Source organism: Citrobacter sp. ANG330 (genome assembly GCF_047467925.1).
Classification (GTDB): domain Bacteria; phylum Pseudomonadota; class Gammaproteobacteria; order Enterobacterales; family Enterobacteriaceae; genus Citrobacter_A; species Citrobacter_A amalonaticus_G.
The window spans coordinates 141,348-154,572 of sequence record NZ_JASJUI010000001.1 but is presented as its reverse complement, the minus strand read 5'-3'; the positions used below and the strand labels follow the sequence as shown (position 1 = coordinate 154,572).

9 protein-coding genes are annotated in these 13,225 nt (G+C 52.7%); 5 read left to right on the top strand and 4 right to left on the bottom strand.

The genetic code is table 11. The annotated features are described in order from the left end of the window. Positions 1 to 11: 11 nt before the first annotated feature. Positions 12 to 887, top strand: coding sequence for an aldo/keto reductase family oxidoreductase (locus QNN88_RS00680; RefSeq protein ID WP_414238540.1), 876 nt, complete (start codon positions 12 to 14; stop codon positions 885 to 887). A 14-nt stretch (positions 888 to 901) separates the two neighbouring features. After that, entirely contained in the window at positions 902 to 1,312 is a 411-nt protein-coding gene (locus QNN88_RS00675) for a GFA family protein (protein ID WP_414238539.1), read from the top strand. A gap of 35 nt (positions 1,313 to 1,347) precedes the next feature. Here the strand turns inward: QNN88_RS00675 and azoR are convergent, their stop codons facing one another. After that, a complete protein-coding gene (gene azoR, locus QNN88_RS00670; RefSeq protein WP_414238538.1) occupies positions 1,348 to 1,953 on the bottom strand; it encodes an FMN-dependent NADH-azoreductase in 606 nt (201 codons plus the stop codon). 201 nt (positions 1,954 to 2,154) lie between these two features. Between azoR and hrpA the strand changes: the two genes are divergently transcribed. Next, entirely contained in the window at positions 2,155 to 6,057 is a 3,903-nt protein-coding gene (hrpA, locus tag QNN88_RS00665; protein ID WP_414238537.1) for an ATP-dependent RNA helicase HrpA, read from the top strand. 140 nt (positions 6,058 to 6,197) lie between these two features. Here the strand turns inward: hrpA and QNN88_RS00660 are convergent, their stop codons facing one another. Beyond that, on the bottom strand, positions 6,198 to 7,517 hold the full coding sequence (locus QNN88_RS00660; RefSeq protein WP_414238536.1) for an MFS transporter: 1,320 nt from the start codon (positions 7,515 to 7,517) through the stop codon (positions 6,198 to 6,200). A 391-nt stretch (positions 7,518 to 7,908) separates the two neighbouring features. On the opposite strand from QNN88_RS00660, the gene QNN88_RS00655 reads away from it, so the two are divergent. Next, positions 7,909 to 8,703, top strand: coding sequence for a YdcF family protein (locus QNN88_RS00655; protein WP_414239327.1), 795 nt, complete (start codon positions 7,909 to 7,911; stop codon positions 8,701 to 8,703). A 77-nt stretch (positions 8,704 to 8,780) separates the two neighbouring features. Here QNN88_RS00655 and gap read toward each other — a convergent pair whose 3' ends face one another. Next, positions 8,781 to 9,782 (bottom strand): type I glyceraldehyde-3-phosphate dehydrogenase, encoded by a 1,002-nt coding sequence (gene gap / locus QNN88_RS00650; protein ID WP_414238535.1) that lies wholly within the window; start codon positions 9,780 to 9,782, stop codon positions 8,781 to 8,783. Positions 9,783 to 9,969: 187 nt separating this feature from the next. Between gap and cybB the strand changes: the two genes are divergently transcribed. Then, on the top strand, positions 9,970 to 10,506 hold the full coding sequence (cybB, locus tag QNN88_RS00645) for a cytochrome b561 (protein WP_414238534.1): 537 nt from the start codon (positions 9,970 to 9,972) through the stop codon (positions 10,504 to 10,506). 81 nt (positions 10,507 to 10,587) lie between these two features. Here the strand turns inward: cybB and QNN88_RS00640 are convergent, their stop codons facing one another. Further along, positions 10,588 to 12,987: an autotransporter outer membrane beta-barrel domain-containing protein gene (locus tag QNN88_RS00640; RefSeq protein WP_414238533.1), complete on the bottom strand. Its 2,400-nt coding sequence runs from the start codon at positions 12,985 to 12,987 to the stop codon at positions 10,588 to 10,590. Positions 12,988 to 13,225 lie beyond the last annotated feature (238 nt).

The following is a 13,225-nucleotide window of genomic DNA, read 5'->3' as shown; positions in this document are numbered from 1 at the left end:
AAGGGGCAGTTATGGCAAGTCACGGCATCACAGAAACGTTTACTCTCGGTTCCCGGCAGGTCAAACGTATAGGGTATGGGGCGATGCAACTGGCGGGGCCTGGTGTTTTTGGTCCACCCCGCGATCGTCATGTTGCCTTGACCGTGCTTCGGGAAGCGATCGCGCTGGGGGTTAATCATATTGATACCAGCGATTTTTACGGTCCGCACGTGACCAATCAAATCATTCGCGAAGCGCTGCATCCTTATCCGGACGATCTGGTGATTGTCACTAAAATCGGCGCCCGGCGTGGCGACGATGCATCCTGGCTGCCCGCGTTTTCGCCAGATGAACTCAAGAAAGCGGTTCACGACAATCTGCGAAACCTGGGGCTGGATGTCCTGGATGTCGTTAACTTACGCATTATGCTGGGCGACGGTCACGGCCCGCATGAAGGATCGATTGAAGAGAGTTTCAGCGTGCTGGCTGAGCTTCAGCAGCAGGGACTGGTCAGACACATCGGTCTGAGCAATGTGACTGCAAGCCAGGTGGCGCAGGCGCGCAGTATGGCAGACGTGGTCTGCGTACAGAATGAATACAATATTGCCCATCGTGAGGATGACGCGTTAATCGACGCGCTGGCAGAAGACGGTATTGCTTATGTCCCCTTTTTCCCACTGGGCGGGTTCACGCCGCTGCAGTCCTCAACGCTCTCCGATGTCGCCGCGAGCCTCAATGCAACGCCGATGCAGGTTGCGCTGGCGTGGTTGCTGCATCGCTCACCGAATATTTTACTGATACCAGGCACATCGTCGGTGACACATTTGCATGAAAATATGGCGGCAGGGGATCTGATTCTTTCAGCGGAAGTGCTGGCGACCCTGGACAGTATTGCGCAAAAGGCATAAGGCGGAGGTTTACCATGACTGAAAAAAGAAATGCGCAATGTCACTGCGGGGCTGTCAAATTTACCGTTCAACTTAGCGATGGATTCAATACCATCCGGCGTTGTAACTGTTCATTTTGTCGGATGCGGGGGGCGGTAGTGGTTTCTGCGCCATTGATGGGGATAACGGTTCTCTCAGGACAGGATAAACTTACGGAGTATCGTTTCAATACCGGCACAGCAAGGCACTTTTTCTGTTCAGTGTGTGGGATTTACACTTTCCACCAGCGGCGCTCCAGCCCGGATCAATATGGCGTTAACGTGGCATGCATTGAGAATGTGTCGCCGTTTGACTTTCCCTGCGTGGAAGTCACTGACGGGGTGAATCATCCGAGTGATGGTGCAAGTAACGGCGTGGTGGGATATTTGCGTTATCAGGCGAAGTGATAAAGAACCTCCCGCCGCAGCGGGAGGAGAAGAACTTATGCTGCAACCACGCTATCGATGGCGGCTTTCGCGTCAGACTGCGCTTTAGTCGCCACTTCCGGACCGTAAGCAATCCCTTCTGCGAACACAAAGTTCACGTCGGTGATACCAATAAAGCCGAGGAAAACTTTCAGGTACGGCGCAATCAGGTCGGTTGGCGTATCTTTGTGAATACCGCCGCGGCTGGAGAGGATCACCGCACGTTTGCCGGTCACCAGACCTTCCGGACCTTTCTCGGTGTAGCGGAACGTTACGCCAGCACGGGCAATCAGGTCAAAGTAGTTTTTCAGCTGCGTCGGGATGTTGAAGTTGTACATCGGCGCCGCGATAACAATGACGTCGTGCGCTTTCAGTTCAGCAATCAGCTCATCAGACAGCGCCAGCGCCTCTTCTTGACGTGGTGTAAGCGGCGCGTCGCTCGGGCGCAGGGCACCCACCAGTTCGCCATCCAGCACCGGGACAGGATTAGCAGCCAGGTCACGAACGGTGATTTCGTCGGCAGAATGTTTTTCACGCCACTGTTCAACAAAATAATCAGACAACTGACCTGACTGAGAGTACCCTGCCAGAATACTGGATTTGAGAACTAATACCTTGCTCATGGGTGTTTCCTTATAGATGTTTGAATGGGCTGTGCCCCGTTGCTTGTTGACACTGTATTCACAATCCTGTCGCAGAGAAAGCGCAATATATCGAATCCTATGTTCGAATTTATTGAACAACACACAAAATGCGCCGATGTGGTACTCTATACCTATCATTTAGAAGAGATTTAACCCGGCAGATCACTGCCTTTTAACGCTATGACAGAACAACAAAAACTCACGTTTCATGCCTTACAGCAGCAGCTGGATTCACTGATGCTGCGCGACCGTCAGCGTTTCTCGCGGCGTCTACATGGCGTGAAGAAGGTTAAAAATCCTGATGCACAACAGGCCATTTACCAGGAGATGGCGAAAGAGATTGAACAGGCGGCAGGTAAAGTTGTGCTACGCGAAGCGGCGCGACCAGCGATTACCTACCCTGAAAACCTGCCCGTTAGTCAGAAGAAACAGGCGATTCTCGACGCCGTGCGCGATCACCAGGTGGTGATCGTTGCCGGGGAAACCGGCTCGGGGAAAACCACCCAGCTTCCGAAGATCTGTATGGAGCTGGGGCGTGGGCTGAAAGGGTTGATCGGTCACACCCAGCCGCGTCGTCTGGCGGCGCGTACGGTGGCGAACCGTATCGCGGAAGAGTTACAGACAGAGCCGGGCGGGTGCATCGGTTATAAAGTGCGCTTTAGCGATCACGTCAGCGATAACACGATGGTGAAGCTGATGACCGACGGTATCCTGCTGGCGGAAATTCAGCAAGACCGCCTGCTGATGCAATACGACACCATCATTATCGATGAAGCGCATGAACGTAGCCTGAACATCGATTTTCTGCTTGGCTATCTGAAAGAGCTGCTGCCGCGTCGTCCGGATCTGAAAATCATCATCACCTCCGCGACCATCGATCCGGAACGCTTTTCGAAGCATTTCAACAATGCGCCGATCATTGAGGTTTCGGGGCGCACGTATCCGGTGGAAGTCCGCTATCGACCGATCGTCGAAGAGGCCGATGACACCGAGCGTGACCAGCTACAGGCGATTTTCGATGCAGTAGAAGAACTGGGACGTGAAAGCCCCGGTGACATCCTGATCTTCATGAGCGGTGAACGCGAGATCCGCGATACCGCCGACGCGCTGAATAAACTGAATCTGCGCCATACCGAAGTGCTGCCGCTGTATGCGCGTCTGTCGAACAGCGAACAGAACCGTGTCTTCCAGTCGCACAGCGGGCGTCGTATTGTGCTGGCGACCAACGTGGCGGAAACCTCGCTGACGGTGCCTGGCATCAAATACGTTATCGATCCTGGTACAGCGCGTATCAGCCGCTACAGCTATCGCACCAAAGTGCAGCGCCTGCCGATCGAGCCCGTATCGCAGGCCTCCGCGAACCAGCGTAAAGGTCGCTGCGGCCGCGTATCCGAAGGGATCTGTATTCGTCTCTATTCCGAAGATGATTTCCTGTCGCGTCCGGAATTTACCGACCCGGAAATTCTGCGCACTAACCTGGCGTCCGTTATCCTGCAGATGACCGCGCTGGGGCTGGGCGATATCGCCGCGTTCCCGTTTGTCGAAGCGCCGGATAAGCGCAACATCCAGGACGGCGTGCGTCTGCTGGAAGAGCTCGGGGCGATTACCACCGATGAACAGGCGACGGTCTATAAGCTGACGCCGCTGGGCCGCCAGCTCAGCCAACTGCCGGTGGATCCGCGCCTGGCACGCATGGTGCTGGAAGCGCAAAAACACGGCTGCGTGCGCGAAGCGATGATTATCACCTCGGCGCTCTCCATCCAGGACCCACGCGAGCGTCCGATGGATAAGCAGCAGGCGTCTGATGAAAAACACCGTCGCTTCCACGATAAAGAGTCCGATTTCCTGGCGTTTGTGAATCTGTGGAATTACCTCGGCGAACAGCAAAAAGCGTTGTCGTCAAACGCGTTTCGTCGCTTGTGCCGGACTGACTATCTGAACTATCTGCGCGTGCGTGAGTGGCAGGATATCTACACCCAACTGCGACAGGTCGTGAAAGAGCTGGGTATTCCGGTGAACAGCGAACCCGCGCAGTATCGTGAAATCCATATTGCGCTACTGACCGGGCTGTTGTCGCACATCGGTATGAAAGACGCTGATAAACAGGAATATACCGGCGCACGTAACGCGCGTTTCTCGATTTTTCCCGGCTCCGGCTTGTTCAAAAAACCGCCGAAGTGGGCAATGGTCGCGGAACTGGTCGAAACCAGCCGTCTGTGGGGACGCATTGCAGCACGCATCGACCCGGAGTGGGTGGAACCGGTCGCTCAGCACCTGATTAAGCGTTCGTACAGTGAACCGCACTGGGAGCGAGCACAGGGCGCAGTGATGGCGACAGAAAAGGTGACCGTGTACGGTCTGCCGATTGTTGCCGCGCGTAAAGTGAACTACAGCCAGATTGACCCGGCGCTGTGCCGTGAACTGTTTATCCGCCACGCGCTGGTGGAGGGCGACTGGCAGACGCGTCATGCCTTCTTTCGCGAAAACCTCAAGTTGCGTGCGGAAGTGGAAGAGCTGGAACACAAATCGCGCCGTCGCGACATCCTGGTGGATGACGAAACGCTGTTTGAGTTCTACGACCAGCGCATCAGCCATGACGTCATTTCTGCCCGTCATTTTGACAACTGGTGGAAGAAGGTCAGCCGCGACACGCCAGACCTGCTCAACTTTGAAAAGAGCATGCTCATCAAAGAGGGCGCTGAAAAAATCAGCAAGCTGGATTACCCGAACTTCTGGCATCAGGGCAATCTGAAGCTACGGTTAAGTTACCAGTTTGAACCGGGGGCTGATGCGGACGGGGTGACGGTACACATTCCGCTGCCGTTGTTGAATCAGGTCGACGAGAGTGGCTTTGAGTGGCAGATCCCCGGTTTACGTCGCGAACTGGTGATTGCGCTGATTAAGTCGCTGCCGAAACCGGTGCGACGTAACTTTGTTCCGGCGCCAAACTACGCCGAAGCGTTTTTAGGTCGGGTGACGCCGCTGGAACTGCCGCTACTGGACGCACTGGAGCGGGAGCTGCGTCGGATGACCGGCGTGATGGTTGACCGCGAGGACTGGCACTGGGATCAGGTGCCCGATCATCTGAAAATCACCTTCCGTGTGGTGGATGATAAGAACAAGAAGCTGCAGGAAGGGCGCTCGCTACAGGAGTTAAAAGATCGGCTGAAAGGGAAAGTGCAGGAGACGCTGTCTGCGGTGGCCGATGATGGTATCGAGCAGAGTGGACTTCATATCTGGAGCTTCGGCCAACTGCCGGAAAGCTACGAGCAGAAACGCGGTAACTACAAAGTTAAAGCGTGGCCCGCGCTGGTGGATGAGCGCGACAGCGTGGCGATCAAGCTGTTCGATAATCCGCTGGAGCAACAGCAGGCGATGTGGGCGGGGTTGCGGCGTTTGCTGCTGTTAAACATCCCGTCGCCCATCAAGTATCTGCACGAAAAGCTGCCGAATAAAGCCAAGCTGGGTCTGTACTTCAACCCGTACGGAAAAGTGCTGGAGCTGATTGACGACTGTATTTCCTGCGGTGTGGATAAGCTGATTGACGCCAATGGCGGCCCGGTCTGGACGGAAGAGGGCTTTGCCGCGTTGCACGAGAAGGTTCGGGCAGAACTGAACGAGACGGTGGTCGAGATAGCAAAACAGGTCGAACAGATCCTGACAGCGGTATTCAACATCAACAAACGTCTGAAAGGGCGCGTGGACATGACGATGGCGCTGGGGCTTTCCGACATCAAAGCGCAGATGAGCGGGCTGGTGTACCGCGGATTTGTCACCGGCAATGGCTTCCGTCGTCTTGGCGATACGCTGCGTTACTTGCAGGCGATTGAAAAACGTCTGGAGAAACTGGCGATTGATCCCCACCGCGATCGCGCGCAGATGTTAAAAGTCGAAAGCGTACAGCAGGCATGGCAGCAGTGGTTCAACAAGCTGCCGCCAGCGCGGCGTGAAGACGAGGATGTCAAAGCGATCCGCTGGATGATTGAGGAATTGCGGGTTAGCTATTTTGCCCAACAGCTGGGAACGCCATATCCCATTTCAGATAAACGCATCCTGCAGGCAATGGAACAGATTAGCGGCTAATTAAGCGCCGGATGGCGGCTTCGCCTTATCCGGCCTACAAGTTCAATGGTATCGGCGTGGATTACGCGTTCCAGCAAGCGCCGGATGCCATTGCATTGTCCGTAGGCCCTTCGCGGCCAGATTTTCTGGCCGCGAAGGGATTACAACTCGTTAAGCTGGGCATGGGTCGCCGGGCTACGCTTCACACGGGTGGCAAAGAAAATGGCAACCAGTGAAATCGCCACGGTGGTGAGCAGGTACCACGCCACGGGCACCCAGTCGCCGTCATATTTAGCCAATAACCCGGTGGCGATAAGAGGAGCAGTACCGCCCGCCAGCGCGGCACCAATCTGGTAGCCGAGGGTGATGCCGGTGTAGCGTACGTTGGCGCTGAAGATTTCTGAGCACAACGTCCCCAGTACCGCCGTTACCGGTGCCCACAGCACGCCGAACATCACAATCGTCGCCAGCATAATGCCCCATGTGGTGCCGGTATTGAGCAGCAGGAACCACGGCACGATAAACAGGCCAAGCAGCGTGACGCTGATGGCATACATTCGTTTACGACCTATTTTATCTGACAGCAGCCCCATCAATGGGATCATCACCGTGGCAATCAACGCGCCGACGGTGACGGCTTCCAGTACCTGGGATTTCTGATAGCTCAGTGTGCTCGTGGCATAGCTGACCACAAACGTTGAGAAAATGTAGAACGGTGCGGTTTCTACTACCTTCAAACCCGCGGCAATCAGCACCTCACGCCAGTGATGGGTCAGCGTATCGCGCAAGGGCGCTTTAGCGACCTGGCCTGAGGCTTTAACTTTTTTGAAATCCGGCGTTTCATCGATATCGCGGCGGATCCACAATCCTAACAGCACCAGTACAGAGCTTAACAGGAACGGAATACGCCAGCCCCAGGAGAGGAAATCCTCTTCGCTGAACAGGGTCATCAGCGAGACGATAAAGGTCGCCATCAGCATCCCAATGGTTACCCCCGCCTGCGGAATACTACCGAAGAAGCCTTTGCGTTTTTCCGGGGCGTACTCATAGGCAAGCAGTAGCGCGCCACCCCATTCACCGCCAATGCCCATTCCCTGGATGATGCGCATCAGGATCAGCAGGATGGGGGCCCAGATACCTATCATGTCATAGGTGGGCAGCAGACCAATCATTACCGTCGCGCCGCCCATCAGGGAAAGCGTCAGTACCAGTGTCTTCTTACGCCCGATGCGATCGCCAATGTGGGCGAAAATCACCCCGCCGATCGGGCGGATAAAAAAGGTCAGCGAGAAGGAGAGGTACGAGAGGATAAGACCAATCACCGGGTCGACCATCGGGAAGAAAATCTTGTTAAACACCAGTGCTGCTGCGGTGCCGTAGAGGAAGTAGTCGAACCACTCAATCGCACTGCCGGTCAGACTGGCGACGAGGACCTTCTTATTTTTCTTCAGTATAGTCGTACTGCTTTCATGGGTTGTCATTACCTTAAAACCTCCGCCAGAGAACAAAGAAGGTGTCACCTGGCAGCGCGGCAGGTGCAACCTGTTACGTTAAATGGTTGTGAAATTGTTAATCAAACTAGGTGTGTTTTTAACATTTAACAAGGGGCATCGTGCAGGAACGGGCTAAAAAGAGCGCGATTTGGCAGGGCGATTGCCTGTTAAATCAGAAGATGTCACGTGATTCATTCATTGAGTGGCTATTAAAAAGAATAATCTACAGGTGCAACCGTCCTGTTTTTAGACGTTTTGTATTATTTCACGCCGATGACAAAAAAAGCGTCGAAATATCAATCATCAGCCTTTCAGAGAGATCTACTGTTTATTCAACGCGGTTAAGGTACTCTGCAGGAATATGAGGAGGAGCCTAATGATGCAACCGTTCCTGAAACTTTCTGCCGCCACCGTTGAAGCGATCAATACGGTGGGGCAGTGGCTGGCGCAGGATGACTTCTGCAAAGGTCCCGCTTACCCGGCAGATTGCGTGGTCCTGGCGGGTAATGCGGTTATCCCGACGATTGACGCCGCATGCCGAATTGCCCATGAACAAGAGATTCCACTACTGATCGCTGGTGGGATTGGACACTCCACGACCTTCCTGTATGCCGCCGTCGCCCAGCATCCGCGTTACAACACCATCCAGACTACCGGTCGCGCCGAAGCTGCCATTCTGGCGGATATTGCCCGACAGTTCTGGCATATTCCTGCGGATAAAATCTGGCTGGAAGATCAGTCAACCAACTGCGGGGAGAATGCCCGTTTTAGCGCGCAGTTAGTCGCTCAGGCCGCAGAACCGATAAATACCGCCATCGTGATCCAGGACCCCACCATGCAACGGCGCACGGTGGCAACTTTTCGTCGGGTCACCCGTGATAACCCGGATGCGCCACGCTGGTTGAGCCATCCGGGATTTACGCCGGTCTTATGCCAGCAGGAAGACGGTGTTGCTTTCGCCAATGACCCAGGCGGCCTGTGGACCGTCGATCGTTATTTAGCGCTGGTGGTGGGGGAGATTCCGCGATTACGTAATGATGAAACCGGCTATGGTCCCCGAGGCCGCGACTTCATTGTTCATGTGGATTTCCCGCCTGAGGTCGAGCGCGCATGGCTTCACCTGCAACAGGATGCCGCGCTGAATGAGGCGATGAGCAACCGTTCGCTGCGCTGAAGTTTGCCCGTTTGGGCCGTTATCGCTCAAACGGGCATGGGGTAGGCCTGACAAGCGTAGCGCCATCAGGCGGAAGATTAGAGTCTGACGAACTTATCCAGCGTACGGACCAGTTGGGTGACAAAACCGTATTCGTTGTCGTACCAGGCCACGGTCTTCACCAGTTGCAGATCGCCCACCTCGGTGATTTCGGTCTGGGTGGCATCAAACACGGAACCAAAGTGTGAACCGATTACGTCAGAAGAGACAATTTCCTCATCGGTATAGCCAAAGGATTCATTGTTCTGCGTCGCCTGTTTTAGCGCGTTGTTAACCTCTTCCGCTGTCACTTTTTTATCCAGAATGGACACCAGTTCGGTCACGGAACCGGTTTTGACCGGTACGCGCTGGGCATGGCCTTTCAGCTTGCCGCTGAGTTCAGGGATCACCAGCCCGATAGCTTTTGCCGCCCCGGTGGTATGGGGAATGATATTTTCCGCCGCCGCACGTGATGCGCGCAGATCTTTTCCGCGCGGACCATCAACCAGCGATTGCGTTCCGGTGTAGGCGTGAATGGTGGTCATGGTGCCCACTTTGATACCGAAGTTATCGTGCAGCGCTTTTGCCATCGGCGCCAGGCAGTTGGTGGTGCAGGAGGCTACCGAGACGATCACATCGCTGGCGTCCAGCGTGTCATCATTGACGTTATAGACAATGGTTTTCATGTCGCCCGCAGGGGCGGAGATCAGCACTTTTTTCGCACCCGCATCAATATGCGCCTGGGACTTCTCGGTTGAGGTATAGAAGCCTGTGCATTCAATGATGACGTCTGCGCCTTTCGCTTTCCACGGGATATTTTTGGCCTCTTTCTCTGCATACACCGCGATTGTTTTCCCATCCACGATCAGCGCATCCTCGGTAAAGTCGACGCTCCACGGGAAGGGACCATAGTTGGAGTCGTGCTTAAGCAGATAGGCGAGAATTTTAGGGGAGGTGAGGTCATTGATCGCAACCACATCAACCTCGCTTTTCACTTCCAGTAACCGACGCAACACCAGGCGACCAATACGACCAAAACCGTTAATGCCAATTTTACTCATGATTAACTCCTGTGAGGTTATAGCGGACACTCTTTTTCCCTTCCAGGCATAGTCCAGGATGGCGGGGGGAGCAATCGCACTTATTGCCGTTAAGCCTAACTTACTGATAAGCAGTGAAGAAAAATTAATGAATTTTTAACAAAAGCTCGCTATGTTGTCGCTTTACTGTTTTTACTCAGGACGTGTTATGGGCAATAAGTATTCAAGCCTGCAGATTGGCATCCACTGGCTGGTTTTTTTACTGGTGATTGTGGCCTACTGCGCAATGGAATTTCGGGGCTTTTTTCCACGCAGCGATCGCCCCCTCATTAATATGATTCATGTTTCTTGCGGGATCGCGATTCTGGTGCTGATGGTGGCGCGTCTACTGATCAGACTGAAAGTGCCTTCGCCGCCCATTGTGCCAAAACCGAAACCGATGATGACCGGACTGGCGCATCTGGGACACCTGGTGATTTACCTGTTGTTCATCGCGCTACCCGTGATCGGCATGGTGATGATGTACAACCGCGGGAATCCGTGGATGGCCTTTGGACTGGTGATGCCGTATGCGACAGAAGGCAATTTTGACCTGGTGGATACGCTGAAATCCTGGCACATCACGCTGGCCAATCTCGGCTACTTCGTCATTGCGCTGCACGCCGCTGCCGCGCTGATGCACCACTATTTCTGGAAGGATAATACGCTGCTGCGCATGATGCCGCGCAAGCGTCAGGGGAATTAATGTCAGCGCGGGGAGCGTCCCCGCGCGGCTATTGCAATTCAGACTCTGGGGCACAGGAGAGCGGTTGGTTTGCGTTTTTTGTCAGAAGCCGATACGCAACCCTAAAGTGCCCTGGACAGGATCTTCAATATGGCTTCCCTGGCGGTAGTTCATTTCTCCATAAAGCGTCGTGTCTTGAGCCAGAAGGACTGACAACCCGGCAGCATACTTTCCGGACGTGCCATTGAGGTTGTTATCAAATCGGTAACGCTTATTGATCGTGGTTTCGTTTGATTGGGCAAACTCCTGCTCTACGCCAGCACGCAGATAAGGCGACACCTCAGCCGAACCAAGTCTATATGATGCTCCGATACGCGCCCCCGCTTCAGCGGTCAGGGAGCGAGCCTTACCGGTTTTCGCCTGCATTCCATTGCTTAGCTTCACACTGGCATCATTGATCTGTGTTCCAGTCATTCTTGCAAACGGTTCAACATAGAATGACTCTGAGAGTTTTACGGTATACCCGGTTTCCAGCGCGCTGCTGATACCGTACTGATGCCAGCGACCAGAGGTGCTTTCACCGTTGCTCATTCGCGCTTGTAACTGGCTGTTCAGGCGGTTTACCCTGGCAACACCATCAACATAGAAACCCCGGTTATCATACCAGGTGGCATAGGTTCCCAGTCCGTAGCTGTTCAGTTTACTTTTGCCCCCACGGGCATGGTGAACCCTGTTATCGGAAAGTATGAAGAAAGCACCGGTAACCAGATATCCACTGTCAAAGGTCGTTGTTTTATCACCTCCGAGCTCAAAGCCGTTCTGGTACAATTTATACGCTGCACCATTGCCAGTCTGTGTGGCGCTTTTTTTACCCAGATAATGACCCCAGACATGGCCTTCACGATGTTGATGCAATGCGGAAGGTTGGCTATTACGGTACGCTCGTAGGCTATCCATCTCTGAACGCATCACGTTCAGGCCTGCTGTGGCCATGCTAAGAATGGCATCAGTTGCAGGTGTGGTAACATGTTGTCCTCCATTACCGTTATCACCGCCGTTACCATTATCCCCATCCCCGTTATCTTCAGTCATGGCCCCCAGATACCAGACATTTCCGCCATATAAACCATCTTTATCCTTCGCGTTGTAGAGGGTGTACATGAAAGTACCGCCATCAATGCTTTGCGTACGTTGACCCTTTGGCGTTGCCATAGAGAAGTCAATATCTCCGGACTGGTCATGAATGAGATTTACCGTCAGATTATCGTGAACGGCAATTTCTTTTCCTGAGTCGGCTACAACAATCCCGAACTGCCCGGAACCTTGTTCGATCGTCACAAAATTCGCATTACGCTCGGCAAGCGATGTGTTAAAGAGAAATAATCCTGTTCCAGACAACCGACCAATATCTAAGGGTGTATATTCGCCCTCACTGTCACGTAAAAAAGAGACCCTGGCGTCATGCATGTCGAGATTATCGATTCGGGCAGGCATTGAGTCAGGGGATTGCTCACCAATATCGGTCAAAAATAACGAAGCCTGTTCTAGTCTGATATTTTCAGCGTAAGCACCGTGGTCCATATAAACGTGACCAGAATCCGAAACATTCATATAACCCGTCGAACGGGCACCCTCATAAAGATAGGTATAACCACCGTATAATGTCGTATCGTTTATCACCGCCCCCTTTACGACAGACTGAATGCCATCATCAATAATGGTGTTGTCGGCATATCCGTCTGTGTAAACAATCTGATGACCTCCGTTAATATGTGTATCATATACCTGAGAGCCAAAATAGACATACTGACGAGAGTTATCGTTCAATATTGTGCCAATTGCAGAAGAGTGCTCAAAAAAAACATATTGAACGCTTTCATCATTAAGAACGGTATGGGTAACCTTACCCGGTGCATAAGACTGGAACTGCAGTGTTTGTGAGCTACTGCCATTTAATATGGTGTTATTCGCGGTTCCACCGGTAAGTTGCTGTAATGAATTCCCATTGAGAGTTGTTCCTTCGGATGACGCACCATGACCTGAAATATACTGAGAGCCGTTATTAATCACCACATTGCGTGTTTGGGAATTATCACTTAAATACTGCGATGAACCCGCGTTGATCTCAGTACCAACCGCGAGTGCGTTCCCATTTAGCCACTGCTGCCCACCCTCGTTTAGTATTGTGTTGTTGAGTTGAGCATTTCCATAGCCATATTGTCTTGCTCCGTTACCGTGAACAATTGTGTTATAGGTCCGTGCGCTATCATTAACATACTCAGTACTGCGGCCCTCCAATATTGTATTATACGTTTCCGCGCTGTTATAAAGATATATTTTGCTATTGTTACTGGCGCTGATATTATTCGCGTGCTCATTATTTCTTAGTTCTATTGTATCGCCATCCAGCGAAATATCCTCATAGTCCCATTCTGTAGCAACGGCGGGCGTAATTAAAAAGAAGGCGGTAAAACAGTGTAGTCTTATTAACTGATTACTCATTAATAGCAGATCCGGTAGATTATTATTTATAAATGGAATGTTAATATTAAGATGTGAGAAGGTATTGATAACGCACAGCAATTCTACGTTGATAATTTCAACGTAGTGTAAACAGCAGCATAATGTTTGCTTAGCTAGATAAAACTTTACACTCATCATGAAATATAAAAAATGCTAATGTTTTGTGTGAGTTCAGTACCAGGTTGTGCGTTAGTGAGGCAAAAGTAATTTATTGCTA

Coding starts and splice junctions, on each gene's coding strand:
- QNN88_RS00680 (WP_414238540.1), top strand. CDS start 12: ATGGCAAGTCACGGCATCACAGAAACGTTTACTCTCGGTTCCCGGCAG.
- QNN88_RS00675 (WP_414238539.1), top strand. CDS start 902: ATGACTGAAAAAAGAAATGCGCAATGTCACTGCGGGGCTGTCAAATTT.
- azoR (WP_414238538.1), bottom strand. CDS start 1,953: ATGAGCAAGGTATTAGTTCTCAAATCCAGTATTCTGGCAGGGTACTCT.
- hrpA (WP_414238537.1), top strand. CDS start 2,155: ATGACAGAACAACAAAAACTCACGTTTCATGCCTTACAGCAGCAGCTG.
- QNN88_RS00660 (WP_414238536.1), bottom strand. CDS start 7,517: ATGACAACCCATGAAAGCAGTACGACTATACTGAAGAAAAATAAGAAG.
- QNN88_RS00655 (WP_414239327.1), top strand. CDS start 7,909: ATGCAACCGTTCCTGAAACTTTCTGCCGCCACCGTTGAAGCGATCAAT.
- gap (WP_414238535.1), bottom strand. CDS start 9,782: ATGAGTAAAATTGGCATTAACGGTTTTGGTCGTATTGGTCGCCTGGTG.
- cybB (WP_414238534.1), top strand. CDS start 9,970: ATGGGCAATAAGTATTCAAGCCTGCAGATTGGCATCCACTGGCTGGTT.
- QNN88_RS00640 (WP_414238533.1), bottom strand. CDS start 12,987: ATGAGTAATCAGTTAATAAGACTACACTGTTTTACCGCCTTCTTTTTA.